At 53.8% G+C, this 24,701-nt stretch carries 24 protein-coding genes; 16 read left to right on the top strand and 8 right to left on the bottom strand.

Annotated elements, in window-relative coordinates; translation table 11 throughout:
* Positions 1–28: 28 nt before the first annotated feature.
* The 7 genes from NXT01_RS02625 to secA all read left to right on the top strand — a co-directional run bounded on the left by NXT01_RS02625 (position 29) and on the right by secA (position 9,296).
* Entirely contained in the window at positions 29–697 is a 669-nt protein-coding gene (locus tag NXT01_RS02625) for a dTMP kinase (RefSeq protein WP_259077175.1), read from the top strand.
* A 119-nt stretch (positions 698–816) separates the two neighbouring features.
* Positions 817–1,491: an MtrAB system response regulator MtrA gene (mtrA, locus tag NXT01_RS02620; protein ID WP_259077174.1), complete on the top strand. Its 675-nt coding sequence runs from the start codon at positions 817–819 to the stop codon at positions 1,489–1,491.
* Complete coding sequence (mtrB, locus tag NXT01_RS02615) at positions 1,491–3,104, top strand: MtrAB system histidine kinase MtrB (RefSeq protein ID WP_396124706.1); 1,614 nt, start codon at positions 1,491–1,493, stop codon at positions 3,102–3,104. The genes mtrA and mtrB overlap by 1 nt, the downstream gene beginning before the upstream one ends.
* Before the next feature lie 17 nt (positions 3,105–3,121).
* Entirely contained in the window at positions 3,122–4,849 is a 1,728-nt protein-coding gene (lpqB, locus tag NXT01_RS02610) for an MtrAB system accessory lipoprotein LpqB (protein WP_259077173.1), read from the top strand.
* A gap of 276 nt (positions 4,850–5,125) precedes the next feature.
* A complete protein-coding gene (locus NXT01_RS02605; protein WP_259077172.1) occupies positions 5,126–5,629 on the top strand; it encodes a ComF family protein in 504 nt (167 codons plus the stop codon).
* A 141-nt stretch (positions 5,630–5,770) separates the two neighbouring features.
* Positions 5,771–6,436, top strand: a complete 666-nt coding sequence (gene hpf, locus NXT01_RS02600; protein ID WP_259077734.1) for a ribosome hibernation-promoting factor, HPF/YfiA family — start codon at positions 5,771–5,773, stop codon at positions 6,434–6,436.
* Between the two features lie 289 nt (positions 6,437–6,725).
* Positions 6,726–9,296 (top strand): preprotein translocase subunit SecA, encoded by a 2,571-nt coding sequence (gene secA / locus NXT01_RS02595; protein WP_259077171.1) that lies wholly within the window; start codon positions 6,726–6,728, stop codon positions 9,294–9,296.
* Between the two features lie 102 nt (positions 9,297–9,398).
* Here secA and NXT01_RS02590 read toward each other — a convergent pair whose 3' ends face one another.
* A complete protein-coding gene (locus tag NXT01_RS02590) occupies positions 9,399–9,842 on the bottom strand; it encodes a hypothetical protein (RefSeq protein WP_259077170.1) in 444 nt (147 codons plus the stop codon).
* A gap of 223 nt (positions 9,843–10,065) precedes the next feature.
* On the opposite strand from NXT01_RS02590, the gene NXT01_RS02585 reads away from it, so the two are divergent.
* The 4 genes from NXT01_RS02585 to NXT01_RS02570 all read left to right on the top strand — a co-directional run bounded on the left by NXT01_RS02585 (position 10,066) and on the right by NXT01_RS02570 (position 13,597).
* A complete protein-coding gene (locus NXT01_RS02585; protein ID WP_259077169.1) occupies positions 10,066–10,476 on the top strand; it encodes an HAD family hydrolase in 411 nt (136 codons plus the stop codon).
* Complete coding sequence (locus NXT01_RS02580) at positions 10,476–10,982, top strand: DUF6912 family protein (RefSeq protein ID WP_259077168.1); 507 nt, start codon at positions 10,476–10,478, stop codon at positions 10,980–10,982. Before NXT01_RS02585 ends, NXT01_RS02580 begins: the two co-directional genes overlap by 1 nt.
* Before the next feature lie 217 nt (positions 10,983–11,199).
* Entirely contained in the window at positions 11,200–12,291 is a 1,092-nt protein-coding gene (locus NXT01_RS02575; RefSeq protein ID WP_259077167.1) for a ferredoxin reductase, read from the top strand.
* A gap of 19 nt (positions 12,292–12,310) precedes the next feature.
* Positions 12,311–13,597 carry an acyl-CoA desaturase gene (locus NXT01_RS02570; protein ID WP_259077166.1) on the top strand — a complete coding sequence of 429 codons (1,287 nt, stop codon included), beginning with the start codon at positions 12,311–12,313 and terminating at the stop codon, positions 13,595–13,597.
* A 16-nt stretch (positions 13,598–13,613) separates the two neighbouring features.
* On the opposite strand, the gene rsgA is transcribed toward NXT01_RS02570, so the two are convergent.
* Together rsgA and aroA are read right to left on the bottom strand one after the other, a co-directional pair.
* The gene (rsgA, locus tag NXT01_RS02565; protein ID WP_259077165.1) at positions 13,614–14,633 is read right to left on the bottom strand and encodes a ribosome small subunit-dependent GTPase A; all 1,020 of its coding nucleotides are present in this window, start codon (positions 14,631–14,633) and stop codon (positions 13,614–13,616) included.
* An 8-nt stretch (positions 14,634–14,641) separates the two neighbouring features.
* The gene (aroA, locus tag NXT01_RS02560; RefSeq protein WP_259077164.1) at positions 14,642–15,967 is read right to left on the bottom strand and encodes a 3-phosphoshikimate 1-carboxyvinyltransferase; all 1,326 of its coding nucleotides are present in this window, start codon (positions 15,965–15,967) and stop codon (positions 14,642–14,644) included.
* An 18-nt stretch (positions 15,968–15,985) separates the two neighbouring features.
* On the opposite strand from aroA, the gene NXT01_RS02555 reads away from it, so the two are divergent.
* The gene (locus NXT01_RS02555) at positions 15,986–16,735 is read left to right on the top strand and encodes an SOS response-associated peptidase (protein ID WP_259077163.1); all 750 of its coding nucleotides are present in this window, start codon (positions 15,986–15,988) and stop codon (positions 16,733–16,735) included.
* A gap of 45 nt (positions 16,736–16,780) precedes the next feature.
* Here NXT01_RS02555 and ybaK read toward each other — a convergent pair whose 3' ends face one another.
* From ybaK to NXT01_RS02545, 3 genes are all read right to left on the bottom strand, one after another.
* Complete coding sequence (gene ybaK / locus NXT01_RS02550; protein ID WP_259077162.1) at positions 16,781–17,281, bottom strand: Cys-tRNA(Pro) deacylase; 501 nt, start codon at positions 17,279–17,281, stop codon at positions 16,781–16,783.
* A gap of 208 nt (positions 17,282–17,489) precedes the next feature.
* On the bottom strand, positions 17,490–17,564 hold the full coding sequence (locus NXT01_RS09420) for a 50S ribosomal protein bL37 (RefSeq protein ID WP_396124722.1): 75 nt from the start codon (positions 17,562–17,564) through the stop codon (positions 17,490–17,492).
* A gap of 287 nt (positions 17,565–17,851) precedes the next feature.
* A complete protein-coding gene (locus tag NXT01_RS02545; protein WP_259077161.1) occupies positions 17,852–18,112 on the bottom strand; it encodes a WhiB family transcriptional regulator in 261 nt (86 codons plus the stop codon).
* A gap of 719 nt (positions 18,113–18,831) precedes the next feature.
* On the opposite strand from NXT01_RS02545, the gene NXT01_RS02540 reads away from it, so the two are divergent.
* On the top strand, positions 18,832–19,263 hold the full coding sequence (locus NXT01_RS02540) for a hypothetical protein (protein WP_259077160.1): 432 nt from the start codon (positions 18,832–18,834) through the stop codon (positions 19,261–19,263).
* Between the two features lie 22 nt (positions 19,264–19,285).
* Here NXT01_RS02540 and NXT01_RS02535 read toward each other — a convergent pair whose 3' ends face one another.
* Positions 19,286–20,578, bottom strand: coding sequence for a hypothetical protein (locus tag NXT01_RS02535; RefSeq protein ID WP_259077159.1), 1,293 nt, complete (start codon positions 20,576–20,578; stop codon positions 19,286–19,288).
* Between the two features lie 31 nt (positions 20,579–20,609).
* Complete coding sequence (locus tag NXT01_RS02530; protein WP_396124721.1) at positions 20,610–21,980, bottom strand: DEAD/DEAH box helicase; 1,371 nt, start codon at positions 21,978–21,980, stop codon at positions 20,610–20,612.
* Between the two features lie 213 nt (positions 21,981–22,193).
* Here NXT01_RS02530 and NXT01_RS02525 point away from each other — a divergent pair, with 213 nt between their 5' ends.
* From NXT01_RS02525 to NXT01_RS02515, 3 genes are all read left to right on the top strand, one after another.
* Positions 22,194–22,421: a DUF3107 domain-containing protein gene (locus tag NXT01_RS02525; protein ID WP_259077157.1), complete on the top strand. Its 228-nt coding sequence runs from the start codon at positions 22,194–22,196 to the stop codon at positions 22,419–22,421.
* 158 nt (positions 22,422–22,579) lie between these two features.
* Positions 22,580–23,443, top strand: a complete 864-nt coding sequence (locus tag NXT01_RS02520; RefSeq protein ID WP_259077723.1) for a DUF3152 domain-containing protein — start codon at positions 22,580–22,582, stop codon at positions 23,441–23,443.
* Positions 23,444–23,632: 189 nt separating this feature from the next.
* Positions 23,633–24,694: a TIGR02569 family protein gene (locus NXT01_RS02515; protein WP_259077156.1), complete on the top strand. Its 1,062-nt coding sequence runs from the start codon at positions 23,633–23,635 to the stop codon at positions 24,692–24,694.
* Positions 24,695–24,701: the final 7 nt, after the last annotated feature.

The following is a 24,701-nucleotide window of genomic DNA, read 5'->3' as shown; positions in this document are numbered from 1 at the left end:
AGTAACCCAGGAGAGAATGGAACGCTAGATGATTATTGCGATTGAGGGTATCGATGGGGCCGGAAAGAATACCTTGGTGAAACGGTTGCGGAACGCCTTCGATGCAGACACCCTCTCTTTCCCCCGCTACCAAGACTCCATACACGCACAGCTGGCGCAGCGGGCGCTTCATCATGATCTTGGGGACGTTGCCGACTCTATTAATGCTATGGCGGTACTTTTCGCTCTCGATCGTGCAGAGGTCAAAGACTATATAGCTTCATATGCATACGACCCCCGCCGCGTATTGATCCTCGACAGGTATGTCGCTAGTAACGCTGCCTATAGCGCGGCGCGTAGCCTAGACGAAGCACTTGTAGAGTGGGTGGCAACCTTCGAATTCATAGAGCAAGGGTTGCCCGTACCTGATCTTCAAATATTATTAGCTACATCACCTGAGCTCGCCCATGAGCGCGCTCACCACCGTGCTAGCACCGATACTGACCGTGCGATTGATAGCTATGAGGCCGATCGTGGTCTGCAAAATCGTACCGCCGCCACCTATCGACGATTAGCGCAGGAAAATTGGTATTCCCCATGGTTGATCATTGACGGACAGTACAATCACGCGGAGGTTGAAGCCCAAGTCCGTGAAAAGCTACCCGCTTGCACCAATCTCACCGAATATATGCGACCACAAACTCAACCCCGAGACTAGTGTTGTTGCTCGCTTAGCTCTAACATTATCGGTACGACCTCTCATCTGCTCAACAACCAAACAACTGAATTCTCGCTGCACCGCCTGCAGGCCGCTGGGGTGAGAAGGAAAAGAAGAAGATGGCCCATAAGATTCTCGTAGTCGATGACGATCCAGCGATCTCAGAAATGCTCTCGCTAGTGCTCGAAGCTGAGGGCTTTGACAGCGTGGTAGTCAACGATGGTGCTCAGGCGGTAGATACTTGCTACCGGGAGAACCCCGATCTAATCCTGCTCGACCTCATGCTGCCGGGGATGAATGGTATCGATATCTGCCGTGCAATTCGCCAGGATTCTGCCGTGCCTATCGTGATGCTGACCGCCAAAACCGATACAGTCGACGTAGTTCTCGGTCTCGAATCGGGAGCGGACGATTATATCCCCAAGCCGTTTAAAGCCAAAGAGCTGGTGGCTCGCGTGCGCGCTCGTTTACGCGGCGCAGCAGATAAAACTCATGACTCTGTACATATCGCGGATCTCTATATTGACGTCAAAGGTCATACCGTCACACGTGGCGGCGAGGAGATTTCCCTAACACCCCTGGAATTTGATTTGCTCTCGGAACTAGCTTCAAAACCCGGAGAGGTTTTCACACGCGAAGAATTGCTACAGAAAGTGTGGGGATATCGGAACGCCTCCGATACGCGCCTGGTGAATGTACACGTCCAGCGCTTGCGCGCCAAGATCGAAAAAGACCCCGAAAATCCGCAGATTGTCCTAACCGTGCGCGGTGTGGGTTATAAGACTGGCGACTAGTGAAGCTACGACCCTTTATTAAAAAGTTCCGGAGCAATCACCATCGACTACGGTTTTGGATCGCCGAAAGCTGGCGCACCTCGCTACAATACCGCCTGATCACCACTATCTTGGCGTCCTCTTTGGTGGTAATGCTGGGATTGGCCTATATTTTGGTCTCTATAGTGACCTCCAAGCTGATTCAGGCAAAACTGGATATCGCTGATGCTGAGATCGAGCGAGCGCGGATCGCGGTAGAGCAACAAATCGAGGCAACCTCAACAAGCTCAAGTGTGCAGGTACGTCTCAATGCGGCGCGAGCAGCGCTAACCTCGCGATCGATTAACTCACCGGATTCACAGACTGCATACGAGCCAGTACTACTCGTGGAGGGCCCCGACGATTCAATTGTGGTTGCCCCGGAGGCGTATCGCATCCCGGAACGGCTGCGATCATTTGTTTCCCAAGGCCAAGTATCATATCAATTTGCTACCATTTCGCGTGCCGACGGCACCAGCTATCGGGCGATGATCATTGGCACGCCAACTCAATCTGATATCCCGAATCTGCAGGTTTATCTGGTGCTATCAATGGAGGCTGAGCGCGCTACGCTATCACTACTGCGCGGCGTTTTCGCTGCAGCAGGCCTAGTCCTTGTGGTTCTTATGATGGGTATCACGTGGCTAACAATTCGCCAGGTTATAGCACCAGTTCGAGCGGCCAGTCGCATTGCTGAACGCTTTGCCGCTGGGCATCTACGAGAACGCATGATTGTTGAAGGCGAGCACGAAATGGGGCGATTGGCGGAGAGCTTCAATACCATGGCAGCTTCGCTATCGAAGCAAATCGATCAGCTGCAAGAATATGGCAGCCTACAGCGCCAATTTACCTCTGACGTGTCCCACGAGCTGCGTACTCCCTTAACGACAGTGCGCATGGCAGCTGATATGATCCAGTCTCATAATGAGGAGTTAAGTCCCGCAATGCGGCGGGCCAGCGAACTGATGGTCAGTGAACTCGATCAATTCGAGGCACTGTTGAACGACCTCCTGGAGATCTCTCGCCATGATGCGGGAGTAGCTGAGCTCGCAGAATCGACCATCGATATGCGGGCCTGCGTCAAGGGTGCCTATGAATATACGTCGCATCTAGCAACCGAACTTCATGTGGACGTTGAATTCGATCTTCCCGATGCGCCCGTGCAAGTGGTGTGCGACCCGAGGCGCATCGAGCGTATCTTGCGCAATCTCCTAGCAAACGCCATCGACCACTCCGAGGGGAAACCGGTAACGGTAGCGATCGGGGAAAATGCGCAGGCCGTATCGGTGACCGTGACAGATCACGGTGTTGGACTCAAGAGCGGTCAGGAAGACTTGGTTTTCAATCGATTCTGGCGAGCGGATCCGGCGCGCGTGCGCCATTCAGGGGGAACTGGACTGGGCTTAGCCATTTCACATGAGGACGCGGTTCTCCATGGTGGCAGTCTCGAGGCCACCGGATTCCCAGGTGCTGGCTCATGCTTTCGCTTAACTATTCCCAAGCTACCGGGTGAGGGTTATGGTCAAGACCCACTACCCCTTCGCATTGACATCCCAGATGCCTCCGAACGCTTAAATGCCGTAGCGGACCTTTGAAAGACGAGTTCTCATTTATGTACGTCAAGAATCCCTGTGGGCTAATCTTCGTAGTTGTCTCGATCAGCGCGTTGACTGGGTGTGTGACCCTTCCCTCGACGAGTGAACCGCAAGCACTACGGAGTCTTAGTAGCCAAACTCCCACCCAAGAGCCCGGGCCAATACTAGGACGTGAACCTGATCTCCTCGTACGTGATTTCTATGCTGCAAGCGCGAATCCCAGCCAAAATTACCAACAGGCTCGACATTATCTCACCGCCTCCTTTGCCCAAAAGTGGGCACCTCAGCCGATTATTACGGTATTAGATCGCATAGATATGTCGAGTAATATTGCCCGCGACACTAACAAACTCTCTTATACCATTACCGGTACTGTGGTAGGCACCATCAGCGAAGGTGGGGCGTATAATCCGCAGCGTAGCGACTATCGTGCGGACGTTGAACTGGTGCGAGTCGACGGCCAGTGGCGAATTTCAAATAGCCCCAACGAGATTGTGGTGGAACGTACTGAACTGCGCAATCGTTACCTTACCCAAGCAATTTTCTTCTTCAATCCCGCAGGCGATACCCTTGTCGCCGACCAACGCTGGGTATATTCCGGCTCCAGCTCTCTGGGATCGGCTCTCATTAGCCTCATTATCGCAGGCCCCTCGAAGGCTCTCAGCCCAGGAGTCCTCGATCAAATCCCCGCCACCGCCAGTTTTGTCGGGATTGACAACGGCATCTATCAGCTCGCCGGTTTTGCCGAATTTGATGATGATGCCCGTCACCGACTCGCTGCCCAGCTCGTGTGGACGCTTGCCACTGCAGGGATCGCGGGACCGTACCGTTTCGATGTTGACGGGGTCCCATTGCTGACTGCCGAGGGAGACGCCAATCTTACCGTGGACGATTTCCCTGAATTCAACCCGCAGGCCGCCCGAGCCTCATCCGCAACTATGTATGCCCTGACCGGTGGCTCCATTTCCCAAGTATCTGCTGGCCAAGAAAGTCCGGTTACCGGCCCATTAGGCACACTCAATGATATTGAATCCTTCAATATTTCCGCCCAGAGCAAAACTGTCGCACTCGTGCGCACCAATGGCTCTGGCGATCTTAAACAATCCCAGTTGCTCATCGGGGATATTGACGGAGCCCTGACCACCGTCGCTGAAGCTCGCACGTTTACCCAACCCACTTTCGAAAATAAGGGCAAAGCCTTGTGGGTGGTGGCAGATGGTAATTCTATTAAGCGCATTGCACGTTCGGAGAGTAGTAAAGAAAGCGCACTGATCGACGTCGACATTGCTGATCTCGATCTCAACGACAATAGCCCCGATATATCTGCTTTCGCTTTGTCTAATAACGGCGTACGCGCGGCTTTTATTATTGATGGCTACGTTTATATTGCTACAGTTTCCACCCCGCGTGCAGGAGAGCGCAAGCTCAGTAACCGCTATGAGATCCTCCAAGTGGCTCGCGGTTCAGCGGTATCACTCGATTGGGGTCCTGAGGGCACCCTGTATGTGGGGACTTCGAGTAGTGATACTCCCGTGTGGCGTGCCGAACCCGACGGATCCTCAGCGCTGGCACTGTCTTCCGGCAATATAGTAGCGCCGGTAGTCAATCTCAGTAGCAACCAATCGGCCGTATATATCACCGACGCCCGCGCAAGCTTGCAGCTGTCAACTACTGGATCGGCAACCTATTGGCGCGAGATCCAAGGTTTAGAAGGCGAGCGCGCTGTGACGGTGATTCCTCAATAGAAGTAATCCCCCCTCCTCCATATTGGGGAATCGGGGGCCCCCGATTCCCCAATACGGAGAGGCACTATGCTTAGCAACTCGGGGTTGCGACCACTATGGTTACAGGTGAAGGTCGGTTGTTGAATATCTGGTGAGCTAATTCCATAAGTTGGGAGCTGCGCGGTGCTCTTGCCCCTTAGAGAGCTGTTCTTACCCAAAGAGTGTGTGGGATGCCGGCACCCAGGGGTTATTGTGTGCTCAGAGTGCGAACAGGTCTTTCGGAGTATCCCAAGCCCCGTGTCCTTGCGAATCGACCCCCAGGTGCCTACTTTCTCCTTGGGGCCTCTCGGTGGAGTGCGACGGCGAACGATTATCCAGATCAAAGAGCGCGGGCGTTATGATGCTATTCCTTTCCTCGGAGCTGTGCTGCGCGCGAGTGTTGAGTATTTATATGTCTGCGGACATTTGCCGGAGCCGGTCATACTAGTGCCGGCGCCCACGAAGCGCAGTTCGGCGCGTAAACGGGGCGGAGACCCGGTGCGGCGCATATGCCAAGCCTCGGGGATGGAGGTGGCCGATTGTTTGTACTTGAGGGAATCAACACAGGAATCGGTGGGGCTTTCGGCGACACACCGTGCTCGAAATATGCAGCGCGCTGTGGCCTTAAAAAGCCAGCTCAAAGGAAATGTTGTGGTGGTCGACGACGTGTTGACCACAGGAGCTACAATGCGGGCCTCAGTGAATGCTCTGAGTTGGGCGGGCGCAAATGTATACGGAGTTCTGGCGCTCAGTCATGCCTAGCTGCAGAGGCAGAAAAGGTTTGGCGCGATGACTATGACGCGATGTATTATTGATAATGAAGTTGCTTCCCGCCACATTTTCCTTATCTTGAGTAATCCTTCACAAGATTCGGGTGGCGGCCGACCAGGAAGGTACGTGACTATGACCACGCCTGCTGAAAAAGATACCCTGAGCCCCGATGTCCAGTTAACAATTACTGGCCGTAATGTCGAGGTTCCAGAGCACTTCGCGGAGCGCGTGCGGAGCAAGTTAGGAAAAATCGCCCGCCTCGACCCGACTCTCACCTTCTTCCACGTGGAGCTCCAGCACGAGCGCAACCCACGCCGCGCCAACGAGAGTGATCGGATCCAGATCACGGCAACCGGCAAAGGCCATATTGCGCGAGCTGAAGCGAAAGAGGACTCTTTCTACGCTGCTCTGGAAACGGTTCTCTCACGTATGGAACGTTCCCTGCGTAAGGTGAAGGCACGTCGTTCGATCTCCCTATCTGGTCACCGTGCCCCTAAGAACACTGGCGAGATTGTTGCCGGATTGGTCAATGAATCTGAGAAGCGAGCCGCCAAAGAGGATACTCGCGAGGAATTATATGATCATGATCCTTATGCTGATCAGGTCCAAGATATCCAGCCGGGACAAATCGTTCGTACCAAAGAGCACCCCGCCAAGCCTATGAGCGTTGACGATGCGCTGAGCGAGATGGAATTGGTTGGTCATGATTTCTATCTCTTCATCAATGAGGAGACGGGTAACCCGTCGGTGGTTTATCGCCGCCACGCATTCGATTATGGCTTGATCTCCTTGAGCTAGGTCAAACTAGGTCAAGCTTGATCGCGCGAGGTCGTGCGCGGTTGAGCCAGACCCTCCGCCCGTGGTCCCCTCGGGGAGGCGGCGGAGGGTCTTTGATTTTTCACCCCAATCTATGATTGGGGTTCTTGCTTTGTAACTGTTGTGAGTACAATGGTCACGGAGAAATAGCGAGGTGCCTATTGGAACGATATAGGTAACCTTTATTCCCGAGTTTCGCTGCGGTTCGTCGTGGTGGGCGAGGGGTTAAAAACCACTAAAACTTACCATTTGCTAGTAAAGGAACTCACTCGTGTTCGGACTTTCTAAGATGCTGCGCATCGGCGAAGGACGCAAAGTTAAGCGTCTTCAGAAAATTGCAGAGGAAGTGCTGGCTCTCGAGCCACAGTACTCCGATCTCACCGATGAGGAGTTGAAAGCCAAGACCGAAGAGTTCAAGAGTCGCATCGCAGACGGAGAGACCGTCGATGATCTGCTTCTCGAGGCATTTGCTGTTGCTAGGGAGGCTGCTTGGCGCGTCTTGGGACAAAAGCACTATTTGGTGCAAGTGATGGGCGGTGCGGCTTTGCACTTCGGCTCAGTGGCCGAGATGCGCACAGGTGAGGGTAAGACCCTGACCTGTGTATTGCCCGCCTACCTTAATGCGCTCGAAGGTAAGGGCGTGCACGTGGTGACGGTTAACGATTACCTTGCTAAGCGCGATGCCGAGTGGATGGGACGTGTGCACCGCTTCCTTGGCCTGGAAGTGGGAGTCATTCTTTCGAATATGCGCCCTGACGAGCGTCGCGAGGCCTATAACGCCGATATTACCTACGGTACTAATAACGAGCTCGGCTTCGATTACCTCCGCGATAATATGGTGCATACCCTCAACGATTTAGTGCAGCGTGGCCACCATTATGCAATCGTCGACGAGGTTGACTCTATTCTTATCGACGAAGCTCGAACCCCGCTGATCATTTCAGGTCCCGCTGATGGCGCCTCTCAGCACTACAACGTGTTCGCGGCACTCGCTCCGAAGATGAAGGTGGATATCCATTATGATGTCGACCATCGTAAGCGCACCGTTGGTGTGCGTGAAGAGGGTGTTGCCTTCGTCGAAGATATGCTGGGTATCGAGAATCTATATGCCCCTGAGAATTCGATGTTGGTGTCATATCTCAATAATGCATTGAAGGCTAAAGAGCTGTTCACCCGCGATAAGGACTATATCGTGCGCAACGGTGAGGTCATGATTGTCGATGACTTCACGGGCCGTGTGCTTGATGGTCGCCGCTATAACGAGGGTATGCATCAGGCTATCGAGGCGAAGGAGAAGGTGGAGATCAAAAATGAGAACCAGACCTTAGCCACCATCACTTTGCAGAATTACTTCCGCCTCTATGAGAAGCTGGCCGGAATGACCGGTACCGCTGAGACAGAGGCAGCCGAATTGCACCAGATCTACAAGCTGGACGTGGTTCCCATTCCAACTAACCGGCCACCGCACCGCGATGATATGACCGATTTGGTGTACAAGACCCAAGAGGCAAAATTTGCCGCAGTGGTAGAAGATATCGTTGATTGCGTTCAGCGCCGCCAGCCGGTGCTCGTTGGTACCACCTCAGTGGAGCGCTCCGAGTATTTATCTCAGCTCCTCCAACGCAAAGGCGTGAAGCATCATGTCCTTAATGCCAAGCATCATGCTGAAGAGGCCGAAATTGTAGCCAAGGCAGGCTTGCCAAGTGCTGTCACGGTTGCTACCAATATGGCCGGTCGTGGTACCGATATTGTGCTGGGTGGTAACCCCGATATCTTGGCTGATATAGCACTGCGCGATCGCGGTTTGGATCCCGTGGAGACCCCTGAGGAATACGAAGCCGCCTGGGATGACGAGCTTGCAAAGCAAAAGACGCGCTCGGAGTCTCTAGCCGACGAGGTACGCGAAGCGGGCGGTTTATATGTGCTCGGTACTGAGCGCCACGAATCCCGCCGCATTGATAATCAGCTGCGCGGCCGCGCGGGTCGTCAGGGTGACCCAGGTACTACTCGTTTCTATCTCTCTATGCGCGATGACCTGATGGTTCGATTTGTCGGGCAGACCATGGAGAATATGATGAATCGCCTCAACGTTCCCGATGATGTCCCTATTGAGGCAAAGATGGTTACCAACTCTATAAAGGGTGCGCAGGCACAGGTTGAGAACCAGAACTTTGAGATGCGTAAAAACGTCCTCAAATACGATGAGGTCATGAACGAGCAGCGTAAGGTCATCTACCGTGAGCGTCGCGAGATTCTGGAGTCAGCCAATATCGCCGATAATATCCAAGCGATGATTGACGAAACTATCTCCGCCTACGTGGATGGCGCTACAGCCAATGGCTATGTTGAGGATTGGGACCTTGACGCACTGTGGAATGCCCTGGAGTCCCTCTACGGACCGTCGATGACCCCGCAGTCGCTTATCGAAGGCTCCCAGTATGGCCGCCCCGGCGAGCTGAGTTCAGATGAACTGCGGGAAGCCGTGCTGGCTGATGCTCATGAACAATATGCAGCTCTTGAAGAGCTGGTCAGCACAGTCGCTGGTGACAAGCAGATGCGTTACCTCGAACGCCAGGTCATCCTGCCCATCATTGACCAGAAATGGCGCGAGCATCTCTACGAGATGGACTACCTCAAGGAAGGTATCGGCTTGCGCGCCATGGCGCAACGCGATCCCTTGGTTGAATACCAAAAAGAGGGAGGCGATATGTTTAATGCTATGAAAGATGCCATCAAGGAAGAAACCGTACGCCAGCTTTTCATGCTCCGGCGCACCTTCCAGGCCCAAGCTGATGCCGCTGCTGCTCAACTGGCTGAACAGCGCGATTCCGCCGAGGCGTAGACCGCACTCGGCAGACAGAACTCGATCATTATCAGCCTGCGGAGCGGGTTGTAACCCCTGATAGACAGGATGGTTGCAGCCCGCTCCTTTGGGTATCAGAGATCAGATAACGCGAAGAGTGGAGATACGGACTGCGGTGCCCTCTTCTTTCTTGACGGTGGCAGTAAAGGCGCGGTGATCAGGGCCGACTGAAAAGGTGCCATAAGCCTCGTATACGTGCACGGGGGCGTCGAGGGAGGTGTGATAGGTGTCCTTCTTGCGGAAAAAATGGAGGCTGGCGATCTGGATATGGCCGAGCTGTGGATGTGAGGTTGGCTGTCCCTTTAGTTTTGCGCGTATATGCCTGATGACTGCTGCGTCGTAAGAGCTGGCGCGCAGGACTGAGATGGGCTTTTGACCGCACGCGCATTGAAGCGCTCGGTAGAGAGAGCATTTGATGTGCGTTGTTATGTCTTCGGGGAGTGTGACCGGCGGCGGATGATAGATCCGGCGAGGTTCGTATTCTGCACACTGGAGAAGGGCGAATCCGGGTTTAGGATGGTACATGACGCTCCTTTGGTAGGGTTGAGCGCCACGGAACCAATGATGATCGAGCTGTGGTAGGCCTATCGAGCAATGGTAAGGATATTCATGGGCGGTGGTGGGCTTGGCGGGTTTTAGACCCGAGCCCTGAATGCCTCGTGCTAAAAAATCCTACTAGATATATGCAACAATAGGATCAGTCTAATTGTAAGCGATATGGCTTAAAAAAGTGAGGTGGAGATTAATCGTGCAAGGCTTAATTGTGGATTATGTGGGGGTGCTTGATGGCCCCGAAGAGGAGCAGTATCGCTGGCGTCATGTACTGAAGGCATTGCGAGCTCAGGGAATCGCGACGGCCGTACTCTCCAATGATCCAGGCGGCCCCGGTGCTGAGCCGATCCGTGTGTTGGCTAGCTCCGGTGTGGTAGATGCCGTTGTCCTTTCCGGAGAGATTGGGGCGGAGAAGCCTGATTTCGCTGCTTTCCAAGCAGCAGCCGATGCTATTGGTATTCCCATGCAGGACTGCGTTATGGTCGACGATTCGATTGTCAATGTGCGCGGTGCCGTAGAAGCTGGTCTCGTGGGATCCTACTATCAGCAATTTGATCGCACCTTGGTAGAGCTGCAGAGTATTTTCAAGTTTGAGGGCGAGTTCTAGTGCGAGTCTATATTCCCGCCACTGTCGGTTATTTGCGGTCTTTGGAAGAGGACGGAATCTTAAGCGTGCGTTCGGGCTACGGTTTCGCAGTCACCGCGGCACTGCGGGAGAGCTATGAATCCGGTGAAGAGGAAGATTTTGAGGAGATTGCTTTCGATGAGGCGGCGCGGGCGTCTATACGTTTACTCGCTCTCTATGACGAGGAATATTATCCGCACCGTCGCGTGGTGATCTCAGTAGATCTTCCCGATGCGAATCTTCACCCAGATCCTGACCTGGGGGAGGCTGTGGTGCGTGTGGACCCACCGCGTATTCACCGTGAAGATCTGGCCGCCATTCACGTCGATGCCGCAGGTAGTGAGGAGGCCACTGCGAAGGCCATCAAAGTGATCGATGAAGCTGATCTTGGTGATGAGATCGCGGAATTGGCCGTGGGAGATGCTATCGATAATTATATGGCATGGTATGACCCATCCGAGCTGCCGGTGTTAATCGATCTGTTGTAGAAACCATCGATAAATTAAGAATCCCACTGCATACATGGCAGTGGGATTTTTATTGCACAATAACCTACGGTGCGGTAAGCTACGGTAGCGTAAGTTTTGAGGGGAAAACCTTTCACCCTAGTGGAAGAAAGGTTACCCCCGCTCACAACTCCACTCAGACTTTCACTGTGACATCTACCCTGACATCTACCCAGCCATCTACCCAGAAATCCACATTATGGAACAACTGCCAACCCCACCTAGTACAAAAACCACCCGTGATCGCCTCAGCCGTATCCGCTCCGCATTGAAGCGACTGACCACACCGTTATTACCCGACGACTACGCAGTTTTACTCAACCCCCTATGGTCCACGCGGGAATTGCGCGGTTTGATTGTCAGCGCACATAAACAAGCTGATGCCGTGCATCTCAAAATTAAGCCGGGCTGGGGCGTACCAGTGAGCTTTCGCGCTGGACAATACATAGGTATCGGCGTAGAGATCGACGGACGATTTGTGTGGAGGTCGTATTCACTGACAGGTGCTCCCAGCCTAGGTGACGGTCTGCTGTCGATCACTGTCAAAGCTGTGGAAAAAGGAAAACTCTCCCAGCACCTTGTGGGCATGGCTAAACCGAAGATGGTGGTGCGCCTAGCCGCTCCCGCAGGAGATTTCCATCTTGAAGATCCACCACCCCCCGCTTTGGCATTTATCGGAGCAGGTGCCGGTATTACCCCCATAATCTCAATGGTGCGCACCCTCGCCGAACAGGATCACCTCCGCCATTGCGACACCTATCTGCTCTACAGTGTGCGAGCGGAGGAATGCTGCTTCTTCGAGGAGGAATTGCGCGATTTGGCGCGCCGCTATCCAACATTCCGCGTGCACATTAATATCACTTCCACAGAGGGCCGCATTACCCCCGATCATATCCATGAATTCTGCCCCGATATTGCCGATCGCGTGGTGTATGCATGCGGGCCAGAGAAGATGCTCGACGCCTACGAAGAGTGGGCAACCGCCCAGGGCGTGACTCTAAAGACAGAACGCTTCACATTTTCGCGCGAATCGGACGCCCAAGGCGGCACGATCGACTTCGGCAACGGACGTAGCCTGAGTGTTGATGGGGCGACCACAATCTTAGAGGCCGCTGAAGAGTTGCAGGTGGGTCTTCCCTTTGGTTGTCGTATGGGAATCTGTCAGACCTGCGTATGCACTCTTAAAACCGGGATGGCTCTCAATTTGAAAACAGGCGAAGCGTACGAAGCAGGCACCCGCTTGAGAACGTGCGTCTCGGTGGCCTGCGGCGATATAGAACTAGCACACTAAAAAAGTAAAGGAGCCTTTGATGGCTATCGACAATATTCAGGCATATGCTCATTTAAGCGATGACGATATCATCGACATTGGACACAAATTTGATTCGGTAAAAAAAGACATCATGTCCGACTTGGGCCCCAAGGACGCCGCCTATATTAAGCGGCTGATTCGCATTCAGAGAGGGCTTGAGGTTGCAGGAAGAATCTCTCTGCTTTTCCCGAGGAAGAAACCACTCTGGTGGGCTGGCACCACTATGCTTACCGTGTCGAAGATTTTAGAAAATCTCGAAATCGGTCATAACGTTCTTCACGGGCAGTGGGACTGGATGAATGACCCCGAAATTCATTCCACCACCTGGGAATGGGATATTGTTTGCCCTTCGTCTCAATGGAGACATGCCCATAACTATATTCACCACACGTATACCAATGTTCTGGGTATGGACAATGATGTTGGATACGGAGTCCTCCGTGTGACCCGCGATCGTGCCTGGAGCCCTTTATTTGCCTTCCAGCCCGTGATTAATACAGTGCTCGCAAGCCTGTTTCAGTGGGCTGTCGGCTATTACGATGTGGAACTCGGGCGCTACTTCACCAAACGAGCCACATGGGCGGACGTTAAGGATAAATTCTGGGAAACCACGCGTAAGGCTGGCCGACATAATGTGAGGGATTATATTCTTTACCCGGCACTATCAGGCCCTGGCTATAAACAATCCATTAAAGCGGCCCTCGTAGCCAATGGTATCCGCAATATATGGGCCTATGCTGTTATTTTCTGTGGGCATTTCCCCGACGAAGCTGAAACCTTCACCAAAGAGCAGTTTAGGAATGAAGATCATAACCAGTGGTATCTAAGGCAGATGCTGGGATCAGCCAATTTCCACGGAGGTAAAGTGCTCACGGTCATGTCAGGAAATCTCAACTACCAGGTTGAGCACCATCTATTTCCGGATATGCCATCGAACAGACTGGCAGAAGCGTCCCTAAAGGTTCGGGAGATCTGCCAAGAATATCAGTTACCATATAACGTCGATTCCTTTGCAGCGCAGCTTTTTAAGGTGCAGAAAACTCTCTTGAAGCTCACCCTGCCCAATAAGTACCTAGTAGCAGATAAGGATAATGCTCCCGAAGTTCGATCGAATAGAGCATTCACGAAAAACCCCCACATTGAAGCCCAGTTAACCCACGGTGAGCACAGCGGTACTCGACGCGGATTGACCGTGGGATTACGACTCCTTAAAGAATTACGTCCTACAGTTCCCGAGGCTGTCAAGGTGATAGTGCGCCGCACAACGAAGGGGTTAGGGGCTTAGATCCAAAGCTTCATATCTAAAGTTCCCAATCGGCCTTGGAGCGCAGGGCCTGGAGTAGCTTGCGCACCGCTTTCACCCGGCGCCCCGCGGGGGAGTCGGTGGGAATGAGGTCGAGGCAGCATTCGGGATCAGCGGGGGGACCCATGTGGGTGCATCCTCGTGGGCAATCCTCAGCGTGAGGCGCTAGATCTTCAAAAACACCGACAACGGTGTCGGCGTCGACGTGTGCTAACCCGAAAGAGCGAATTCCGGGGGTGTCAATAATCCACCCCCTTTTCCCCAAGGGGAGGGCAACTGCTTGGGTCGACGTATGACGTCCTTTACCCACCCCCGATACCTCGCCGGTGGCGCGATGGGCCTCGGGCAGGAGCCTATTGACAAGAGTTGATTTCCCAACCCCTGAGTGCCCAATCAGTGCGGATATCCTATTGTCCAGGACCCGTTCGATAGGTTCGAGAGGATCATCGATACCGCACATCACGACGGGGACGGCGAGAGAGGCAAATTCGCTAGCGAATTCGGCGGGGTCTACCAGATCGGATTTAGTCAGGCAGATGACTGGTTGCAAGTTGCCGACAAATGCTGCCACCAGGGCTCTTTCAACGAAACCTGCTCGCGGTGGGGGATCGGCTACAGCGCATACTATGAGTAACTGGTGGGCGTTAGCGACCACGATGCGTTCATAGGGATCTGTATCATCTGCCGTGCGACGCAGGACCGAGTTTCGATCCTCTAATTTGACGATGCGAGCTAGGGTGCCGGGTTTTCCAGATATATCACCGACGACACCCACACGGTCGCCAACCTCGACGGGAGTTCGTCCCATCTCCCGAGCCCGCATGCACACGATCGCTTCATCGGGCGTGGTGGCAGAATCGAGCACAACACCCCAGCGGCCACGGTCCTTGGTTATCACCATTCCAAATTCGGCATCGTCGTGACGCGGACGGTCTTTAGTGCGTGGCCGCGACCGCTTGGATGGCCGCACTCGCACATCTGACTCATCCCAAGACCGTGAGACATTACCCCTAGCCACTATGACGTTTATTCTCCCTTCAGCATTGCATGCCAGCGTTGATCAAAATTGGGAAGAGTTTTCGAGGTGGTATCGATGTCGTCGATGAGCACCCCGGGTATCACCAGACCGATAATAGCCCCTGCCGTTGCCATTCTATGATCCGCATAGCTGTGCCACGTGCCCGCACGCAGCGGGCGAGGTTCGATGATCAAACCGTCGTCGCGCTCACTACAGTGGCCTCCAAGACCATTGATTTCATCAGCCAAAGCACTCAGCCGATCGGTCTCGTGGCCTCTTAAATGGCCGATACCTGTGAGAGAGCTCGTGTCGCTTGCCAGTGCTGCCATCGCCGCTACTGTTGGAGTCAACTCCCCGATATCTGACATATCGAGATTAATTCCGCGCAGCTGACCTAAAGGCGGTGCGTGCACGATAAGATCGTGTGAATAGTGGCTGTGAGCATATTCGATCCGGGCACCCATCTGTTTAACAATATAGCGAATCGCATCACCAGCCTGGGTCGATTGAATCGGCCAATTGCGAATGCGCACGACCCCTCCCGTAACCATCGCGGCGGCGATAAAAGGGGTGGCATTAGAGAGATCTGGCTCAATCTCCCAATCATGACCCGAGATGGGGCCAGGGTGCACCGTCCATTGATGAGTTACTGAGGTATCAACCTCCGCTCCCACCTCCCGCAACATCTCAACCGTCATCGTAATATGCGGAGTGCTGGGCAGTGGGCCGCCATCGTGATTAACGACTAGGCCGTGATGGTATCGAGGAGCCGCCATGAGTAGTCCAGAGACAAACTGCGAAGAGGCAGAGGCATCGATGGTGACCTCTCCTCCCGCAACTTCCCCGCTGCCTTCAATGCTAAGCGGGAGGCTGCTGCCTGAAATATTGACTCCTAGCTGTTGCAATCCTGCAATTACCCCACCCATAGGGCGAGAGCGCGCATGCGGATCGCCATCCATATAAACTCTGCCGTTGGCCATTGCCGCTATCGGGGGAATAAAACGCATGACCGTCCCCGCCAGGCCGCAATCGATGGGACCGCCCACCAGTTGGGTGGTCGGGCGGATGAAATAACAAGCGCATGAGGGATCGTCGGGATCAGGCTGTAGATCAATCTCGCATCCTAAACTGCGCAGTGCCTGCACCATGAGAGAAGTATCGCGGCTTAAAAGAGCGCCTGTAATACGGGAAGGCTCGGTGGCAAGAGCAGATAAAACCAAGGCTCTATTAGTCATCGACTTGGAACCTGGAACGCTCACAGTTGCTCGCACTGGTGTGCCCGGCGAGGGCGCTCGCCACCATGAAGTTCCTGGAATATAGGCGGAAGAGGTCATGTAGACCATACTAAAGGTATGTGTGGTCGATATGTGCTTTTTGCCGAGGCTGAGGAACTGCTTGATCATGGAGGGGTATTAAATATACAGGCACCCTACGGGGTGCCGCCTGCTCGCTACAATATAGCGCCTACGCATATAATCCCTATCCTCGCTATTGGGGACGCGGGGGTAGAGAGAGGAGCTGATAGTGGATTGGACGTACCGAAACCCCAAGCTCTCAGCACCCTAGCGGGCACTGTCAAGGCATCTCTTCTTCCTGCACGTTGGGGCCTGATTCCCCCTTGGCAGAGCACCCCGAGCGGGCCGCCCCTTTTTAATGCCCGTGCGGAAACAGTGACGCAGAAGCCGAGTTTTAAAGCGGCCTTTGCTAGGCGGCGCTGCCTCATCCCGATGAATGGCTACTATGAGTGGAAACACAAGGAGCCTTTTTATATCCACGCCACAACGCTGATGTGGGCGGCCGGTATCTACGAGACGCACCACAATTGCTTATCGACGACGATCATCACCACGCAGGCTATCGAGCCGGTTGCTGAGATTCACCATAGAATGCCCTTATTTATTCCGCGAGTCAACCATATGACGTGGTTACAAGACTCGACTAATGGTGAGCCTTGTATGTCCACATCCTTTCTCGCTGAGGAACTACTCGATAATATTGACTCCAGCTACTACGAGAATCTTCATATCGATCGAGCGAACCCTCTCGTGGGGCATATTAAGAATGAGGGCCCGCACCTTCTGGAGAGTCCGGGGTTGTTTTAAAAGGTTCTACGGGACTAATGCCCAGGCCGGTGACCTTTAGATCTGCTATGCCTGAATGTCGGCAAAGCTAGCGTTCGTGAGGGTGGCTAGGTCTTGCGGCCTTACTTCCACATCCAATCCGCGACGACCACCTGAGACAAAGATACTATCGGCCAGTAGTGCGGTTTCATCTACCACGGTAGGCAATGGATTCTTATGGCCGATAGGTGATATGCCTCCCGGTATATAGCCCGAGGACTTACTGGCGTCGTGGGGATCGGCCATTGTTGCCTTGGGAACACCGAAGGCTTTGGCTGCTTTTTTTAAACTCAGATGATACGGCACTGGTAGGCACGCAACCGCTAACTGCCGCTTTGGACCTTTACCTGCCGTTAAGTCGATGACGAGGGTTTTAAAGACCCGCTCAGCCTCTACCTCCAGTGCTGCCACGGCATGCTCGCCGAAGTGGTCGTTGCCCGCCTCGAAAGTGCTGGTGGTGTAGGTGATTCCAGCGTCTTCTAAGGCCTGAAGACAGGGTGTTGCCGCATGAGATTTTTTCTTCGCCATAACTGTCTATTCCTACACCCCCATATAAGGAGGTTCAACATAGCAGCAATGAATGAGGCTAAAGCTCAGTGTCTAAAGGGACGAGTGATGAAATAAAATGTCACAATATGCAGGGTATAAAGTGCATAGTAAAAGGCTGCTCCACGTTCACACTATAAAGCGAACGCGAAGCAGCCTATGATCGAAGCGCTTAAATCACCGCAGTGACTTAGGAATTTGGACGCCTACCGTGGTTGGCGCTCTTCTTACGACGATCCTTGCGTTTACGGCCACGCTTGCTCATAGAATATCTCCTTTAACACAATGAGAGCTGTTAACAGCACGTAGTTTACTTGGTTGGCGGGTGGTGATGTTAATCTGCGAGCCCGAAGGCCCAAAGGTTGTACCCGTCTCGGCTGCAATACTTATCCGTCGTTCCCCGTTAAACGCATACTCGCGGGCGCCCTCTATGATGCCCAGCTAGTGAGCTACGCATTAGCGAAACTAGCGCGGGCATATATGATTTCAAAGGGGGTGGGGGGCTTGAGAAACGGGGAGATTGCTGGTTCTTATCCAACCGGTAGGAGTGCTTTATGCATTCACCCGTGCGCGGCCGCGGCCACGGTTCTTGCGGCGCTTGAGGGCTCGGCGTTCATCCTCGCTCATGCCGCCCCACACTCCGGCGTCCTGGCCCGACTCGAGGGCCCACGCCAGGCACTGCGACGTTACTGGGCAGCGGTTACATACGAGTTTCGCGGTTGCTACCTGCGCTAGGGCAGGACCGGAATTTCCAACGGGGAAGAAGAGTTCAGGGTCTTCATCGCGGCAAACTGCTTTGTGGCGCCAGTCCATAGTATTTACTCCTATATCGTTATAAAGTGCATAGGAATATAGCCTTCTAGGGGACCCCTAGAAAACTAAAATTCCATTAGTTTTAGTACGTGGTGAGAGTATGCATCATGGTCAGAACGCAACGTCGCTGGCTAATGCCCCTAAGAGGGTGAGCCAGGCAGTGGGCGCTTGTCTGTGTATGCTGTCTAGTTTTGGGATTTTTACCCCAAAACAGTCCGAAAGCCAACCATCCGTTAAGGAGGTCAGCTCCAAGGCTTGGGCACAAGGATTTCACTCTCACGACTCTCCCCGTGCTTTGGTATGTCGTTGATACTGTCACGTTCCGCACTAAAATGCTAGAGTTTATCCACTAAAAGTGATTAGAAACACTCATTTTCTCCTGTTCTTGGCGACTCACACCAACCCCGGAATTCCTTTTGTCTGAAAAACTCTCGAAATCTTAGAGTTGTGAACTGGTGATATGAATGAAAGCTAAGTGATAACCTCCCGTGACTTTCGTCAAATCGTCGGAGTGCACCCATATAGTTGAATAATCAACAACTTGCTCAAGGTTTCGTAGGGCTCAACGAGGCTCACGCGGGCTTGTGGAAGCGTACAGGATTGTACAGAGGCAATAGAATGGTGCCCGAATCGCCGCCGTCGAATCTCAAAACTCTACCGAGGTGATCCCGGTGCCGCGGAGTGAAGGTAAGACCTGCTCCTTTAGGTACCATGAATTCATGACGTCGACTTCAGCTATCACGCCCCCCCAGGAGATTAAAATCGCCGCCGCCATCGCGGCCGTCCAGTCGCTAATCGGTATAGGCTATGCCTTCCTTCTTTTCTACCGTGGATTCACTGGCGCCAGTCAACCCGATATCATCTATGAGTCCTCGGATGCAGTAACCTCGGTAGCCTTTGGAACAGCACTATTCTTCCTTATTATTTTCGGAACCGTGATCGTCGGTGCTTACCGAATGGCGAAGGGATTACGGTGGGGCCGTGGACCAGTCATCATGCTAGAGAATTTACTTTTACTTATGTCCTACTATATGTTCACGGGCTCCCAGATCCTTATGGGCGTGGTAACAGCATTGAGCACTATTATGGCTCTCGGGTTGCTCTTTAGCCCACGCTCGGTGCAGTGGGCAGCAGAACGCTTCGCCCACTAGAGAGGCGATATTTAATCCGCTCTCAGGCTGGCTGATAGATTCGAACTTTGCCCCGAGATTTTAGTACTATGCTGCGGCCGGCCACGCCGAGCGCACCTGGAGAGGATCCCACACCACCTGCGATCTGGATCTTCCGTACGGGGTTTCCATCAGCACTTTCAACTGCCGCAAAACCCTCAGCGGTGGGGTAGAGGATATACGAGCCGAGATCCGCAGGTAGCCCAGAAGCGTCGTCGACGACGTAGTCGATATCGAGGGTGAGCGGATGCAAGATATACAGACGCCGTCCATCAAACCACGCGATATGATGCTGCAAGTCATTACTGATCACTGCAGTGGTGGGGCCAGGGCCGGTTTGTTGAATGGGGTCAATTACGCTGTCGGCAACGAGCTTCGCCTCAAGTGTAAAACGCAGATAGTGAGGCTCTGGCTGCTCGATATAGACAGCCGCTGTTTCCTCGGTTATACCCACCACTGCCGGATTCGTTCCAGTCAACTCATACTCGGCGTCGACTTGAGGAGAGCGGGATTCCTCGGGCTCGGTGGAGAGGATTCTTAACCATATGCGATCCTCGCACTGCTCGATTAAAGCTAGTTTTTTTACCCGAGTTTGGGCGCTTATGATCGTGCAGCCCGGATGTGGTTGTAATTCGGGTTCGTGGGGGGTGGGATCGAGGCCATATTCGATGGTGCGTACGAGGTCGGAGCGCCACAGGTCGATGCGTGCAGGGGATATATAACCGACCCGGTCATTAGACACCAACGCGGATACGTCCATGGGTGCGGATGATGAGCGCGTTGAACTATAGGTTCCAGTTGCCGCTTTAAGGCTCACCACATCCCCGCAACCGGCCCCATTGCGATAGATGGCGACAATATCATCCCATGCTTCTGTGACAGCACACAGCGGGAGATCGCGGCTGTAGCTCCAGATCTCTTCACCTGTATCGGGGTCGCTCGCGCTAATAATGCTGGTTTGGTCGATGGTTGTAGTTGTCACCAGCAGTCCTTGAACTAATAGGGGTGCCGGAGCCAAAGAGTCATCGGGGATGCTGCGCACCTCTACATATTGGTTAGCGAGAGTTTGTGTCTTCTCGGGCGCAGCAAAGGAGCTTTTAGCTGGATGTAGCGAAACGGATCTAATCGGCGCACTAATAACGGCGCTTATAACGAGGCTGAGTGCTGCTATTGCGATGATGGCCGCACTTATATAGTGAAGGGGCGAGGAAATGAGACGGCGAGCTTGCAACGGGTAGCCTTCGGGGGAACGTACCAGCGCGCGTTCGCGCCACTGCCTTTTGTTGAGGGGATTCATCAGTCGAATTCCTTAGACCAGGTTGAGCTTCTTAGCTGCGCGAGGATCGATGCGCTCGAGAGTTACGCCCCGATCTGGACCCCCGACTTCCCTTGCGCCGTGGTGATGAGGCCTGGGCGTGAATCCTACCCCCGAATACCTTGCGTTCCGCACCGACTCGTTCGGCTGCATCTTGGGGTATATCCAAAGCTTCGTAGAGTTCTGGAGAGTTACTAAACCACTGTGGTGGGGTAGGTATATCGAGGGCTAGTTCATCGTTGATGAGTTTCCACTTCGTCAGCTCATCGTAGCCCACGAGAGTAACAGCAGTACCGCTGTGGCCTGCTCGACCAGTGCGGCCAATACGGTGAACATAATTCATGGGATCGTCGGGGGTTTGGAAATTGATCACATGGGTGACGTCGTCGATATCAATACCTCGGGCCGCCACATCGGTTGCGACCATGATATCTATTGTGCCACTGCGAAAAGCCGCTAAGGAGGCTTCTCGGGCAGCCTGATTGAGGTCGCCGTGGACGGCACCGACGAGGAATCCGCGGGCTGCAAGATCCTCAGCTAGGCTGGCAGCTGAGCGCTTGGTGCGCGTGAAGACGATCGTCCTTCCCCGATCCTTTGCCTGCAGGATGCGGGTTATACACGCGGTCTTATCCATGCGGTGCGAGGCGAAAACAACCTGCTTGGTTGAGCTGTGTGTAGCTTGTGCATTCGCCTCCTCAGCACGAATGTGTAGGGGCTGACTTAAGAATGTACGAGCCAAAGTGAGTACAGGCCCTGGCATAGTTGCTGAGAAGAGCATGGTTTGATGCGGGTGTGTGAGCGCCGTCAGAATTTTCTCAATATCGGGGAAGAATCCTAAGTCCAACATTTCGTCGGCCTCATCAAGCACCAAAATGGCTATTTCATCCAGGGCTAATACCCCCCGCTGGTATAGATCAAGGAGTCGGCCCGGCGTCCCCACAACCACATCGACGCCCTTTTTGACGGCCCGCTCCTGTTCTTCAATCGGGCGTCCGCCATATAAGGTAATGACTTTTATGGGGGTGTAGCGAGCTGCCTTCTCTAAATCATCACCCACTTGGACGGCCAGTTCCCTCGTGGGAACTACTACCAAGGCTCGCGGAGTGCCATCCAGTTCTTTGATATCTGCGGCATCAAAGACTCGATCGAGCAGCGGAACCCCAAAGCCATAGGTCTTTCCCATACCCGTTCGTGCCTGACCGATGAGGTCACGGCCGTCGAGGGCAATGGGAAGTGTGAGCTCTTGGATTGCAAAGGTATGGATTATGCCTTGCTCAGCAAGAGCTCGCGTAATTTCGGCTGCAACGCCTAGGGCATGGAAGGTGGGGGTCTCTTTCTTCGACACACATCTGATACTAGTGTGTTTCGGTGTTAACAACCTCATTTCACCCCGCTTCACCATAAGCTAAGCACCCCATCGACTGATCTCCCGCCCGCTGCTATCGCAGCACCTCCTCGGTTGCCCCGAGCGGGATAGTGATTGTCCTGATGGGACAGTTCTCGGGTGACGCGCGCAGGGAAACTGTCTAAGATGAAGGACTACAGATTAACTGCACCGCACAAACGATTGATTTCACTGTTAACCGAAGGACACATTATGGATATTAAGATTGGTTTTTCCGATTCCCCACGTGAGCTCGTGATTACGAGCTCCCAAGATCACGACACAGTGGTCGCTAAAATTTCGGAGGCCCTCCATCAGGGTACCGGTGTCCTCGAACTGGAAGATGATAAGCAGCGCCGCTACCTTATTCGCAACGACCGTATCGCCTATGTCGAAATTGGTACCCAAACCGCGCATCGCGTTGGTTTTGCTGGAGCATAAACGTGGGCGATAACGGTGATCGCACTCTTCCCTCCTCAGAACCACATCCTGAAGGGGATAATGGTCGTCGGGAGGGAAATAGGCGTTCTCCATCTCGAAGCACTTATGGGTGGACGAATGAGGGCGATTCCCCAGAGCATGGTGAGTCAACCCCACGGCTGGTACGCTTCGCCCAGGTCTATGGTTGGCGAGCCTATGCGATTCCGGTCCTAGCGGTACTCACAGTATGGGTTTTAGTGGATATTTTTACTAACCCCGATACCACTGTGTTCCCGGTTAATTCCATGCGCGTAGGCACGAGTGCCAATACCGATTCGCACACCCAAGGTCTGGGGCAAGGGCCGGACCCCGCACGTGCCGAGCGGCCCACAATTGCCGAAGGAGCCCTGCCACCGGGGCCGTCCTTTAGCGTGAAAGGTTCGGGCAAGTACCGATTGGTGGGTCAACCTGGCGCCGCCGCCGGGGAAGGGAAGGAAGCAGTATTTCGCTACGTTATAGAAATCGAAGATGGGGTGGACACCTCAGCCTACGGTGGTGACGATGCTTTTGTGAGCATGGTCGATGCCACGTTGACCAGCCCCAAGGGATGGACCCACGACCCTCGATTCCGCTTTGAACATATTGCAGGAGACTCGGGGGAGATCCCCGATCTGCGCATCCAGCTCTCCAGTGTGGAGACAACCCACAGCTCGTGTGGCAACGATATTAGTATGGAGACATCGTGCTTTAATAGCATCGGCAACCGTGTGATCATTAATGAATCACGGTGGGTGCGCGGAGCATCAACATTTCTCGGTGACCTCGGTGGATACCGCCAATACCTGCTTAATCACGAAGTCGGGCACGGGATAGGCTACGGCCAACACGCACCGTGCGGTGGTGCCAATGAATTAGCCCCGGTGATGATGCAGCAAACCCTCAGCTTGAGCAATTCCGAGCTTAATGCGCTCAACCCGGATGAGGTGTATCCCGATGATGGCTTCGAATGCAAACCTAATCCTTGGCCCTATCCTTTCGCCTAGCCTCGGGTTTGGTGCTGTACTCTGTGCTGCTCCTGCAGTAAGGCGGGAGCCACATAAACTCATGGCGAGCGAATATCTCTCGTATCCAAGGGGCACGGAATGATCTAAAAGCCCATATAAAGGGAGCGGAGTGAGGCTCTGGAGTTGCAGCGGGGGTAGATGTCTCATTCGGTTATTATGCTAGTTCCCATGGCTGATAACTCCACCGACCGTCCGGATGACATTACTAATAAGAGCGTCATCGACAGCGCTGTCACAGATAGCGAGCAGGCAGCGGCCTGCTGCGATAAAAGCGAAGATAATGTGGTCTTCCTACCTAAAATTAAGCCTCAAGAGGATGCTGCTGTCTCCGACAATCCAGTGGCTGGGCCCGAAACCGAAGATGAAGTGCCAGGATATATTTGCTCAGTATTTCAAGCACCGAGCGGCATTGCCCCGGAGCCTATGGGTCTTGCCTGGGACTATGGGCTCAAAATAGGCACCACTATATTCGCTCGAGTGGCCTACCCCGAGAGGGCAGTGTGGTCATCGCGGATACGCGAGAACCTGCGGGTACCGGGGCTGAGAATAGTGCGTCCCATACGCTCCTCCGATGGTCGCTTTATCAGCAAAGGATGGCGTGCCTCTCAATGGGTCGATGGTGAACCAACAGATCGTATTGATGAAACAGTCGCCGCAGCCCTGCGACTCGACCACATTCTCGCCACGGTGCCACGTGGAGAAACCTTCAGCGCCCCCAATGCTCGAGACCTCTATTCCCTCGCTGATCACGCTGTTACGCGCGGTCAAGACCTAATCCAACTCGACCCATCTCAACCTCGACACCGTGAAGCGATCGCCCTTCTTGCCGAGTTACGCCCACTTCTGAGCGATATCCTCGATATGGATGGAAACAAGGTTGCGATCCAAGTCACGCACGCCGATATGCTAGCAACGACAATCTACTCTGGGTCGCAGGCGCCTGTTATCACCGATATTATCGGGATGCTCAGACCCGCCGGATATACCGCGGCGCAAGTCATGGTGGACGCCCTCATCCTCAATGCCACCGATCCCCGCATCTTCGACCGCTATCGCCACGTCCCCCATCTCGACCAGCTGCTACTCAGAGCGCTCCTCTACCGCATTTATATTTATGCATTGCACTCTGATTCCGCAGAGGAGACCGGCACTAACCTCGCCCGAGTGTGTTCCGTCCTGCACGATCGATGTGAGCGCTCAAAGGCTTACGAGAACACTTCCCATACCTAACTCAGTA

Source organism: Corynebacterium sp. ES2775-CONJ, from assembly GCF_024814515.1.
GTDB lineage: Bacteria > Actinomycetota > Actinomycetes > Mycobacteriales > Mycobacteriaceae > Corynebacterium.
Note: the sequence above shows the minus strand (reverse complement) of the source record. Positions and strands in the feature narration are given on the sequence as shown.

Bases quoted from the DNA above. Each gene is read 5' to 3' on its own strand.
- aroA (WP_259077164.1), bottom strand. From the start codon at position 15,967: ATGACCTCTTCCGCCTATATTCCAGGAACTTCATGGTGGCGAGCGCCC.
- NXT01_RS02590 (WP_259077170.1), bottom strand. From the start codon at position 9,842: ATGTACCATCCTAAACCCGGATTCGCCCTTCTCCAGTGTGCAGAATAC.
- NXT01_RS02545 (WP_259077161.1), bottom strand. From the start codon at position 18,112: ATGGACTGGCGCCACAAAGCAGTTTGCCGCGATGAAGACCCTGAACTC.
- NXT01_RS02570 (WP_259077166.1), top strand. From the start codon at position 12,311: ATGGCTATCGACAATATTCAGGCATATGCTCATTTAAGCGATGACGAT.
- NXT01_RS02530 (WP_396124721.1), bottom strand. From the start codon at position 21,980: ATGAGGTTGTTAACACCGAAACACACTAGTATCAGATGTGTGTCGAAG.
- NXT01_RS02515 (WP_259077156.1), top strand. From the start codon at position 23,633: ATGGCTGATAACTCCACCGACCGTCCGGATGACATTACTAATAAGAGC.
- hpf (WP_259077734.1), top strand. From the start codon at position 5,771: ATGACCACGCCTGCTGAAAAAGATACCCTGAGCCCCGATGTCCAGTTA.
- lpqB (WP_259077173.1), top strand. From the start codon at position 3,122: ATGTACGTCAAGAATCCCTGTGGGCTAATCTTCGTAGTTGTCTCGATC.
- NXT01_RS02540 (WP_259077160.1), top strand. From the start codon at position 18,832: ATGACGTCGACTTCAGCTATCACGCCCCCCCAGGAGATTAAAATCGCC.
- ybaK (WP_259077162.1), bottom strand. From the start codon at position 17,281: ATGGCGAAGAAAAAATCTCATGCGGCAACACCCTGTCTTCAGGCCTTA.
- NXT01_RS02535 (WP_259077159.1), bottom strand. From the start codon at position 20,578: ATGAATCCCCTCAACAAAAGGCAGTGGCGCGAACGCGCGCTGGTACGT.
- NXT01_RS02575 (WP_259077167.1), top strand. From the start codon at position 11,200: ATGGAACAACTGCCAACCCCACCTAGTACAAAAACCACCCGTGATCGC.
- NXT01_RS02525 (WP_259077157.1), top strand. From the start codon at position 22,194: ATGGATATTAAGATTGGTTTTTCCGATTCCCCACGTGAGCTCGTGATT.
- NXT01_RS02625 (WP_259077175.1), top strand. From the start codon at position 29: ATGATTATTGCGATTGAGGGTATCGATGGGGCCGGAAAGAATACCTTG.
- mtrA (WP_259077174.1), top strand. From the start codon at position 817: ATGGCCCATAAGATTCTCGTAGTCGATGACGATCCAGCGATCTCAGAA.
- NXT01_RS02555 (WP_259077163.1), top strand. From the start codon at position 15,986: ATGTGTGGTCGATATGTGCTTTTTGCCGAGGCTGAGGAACTGCTTGAT.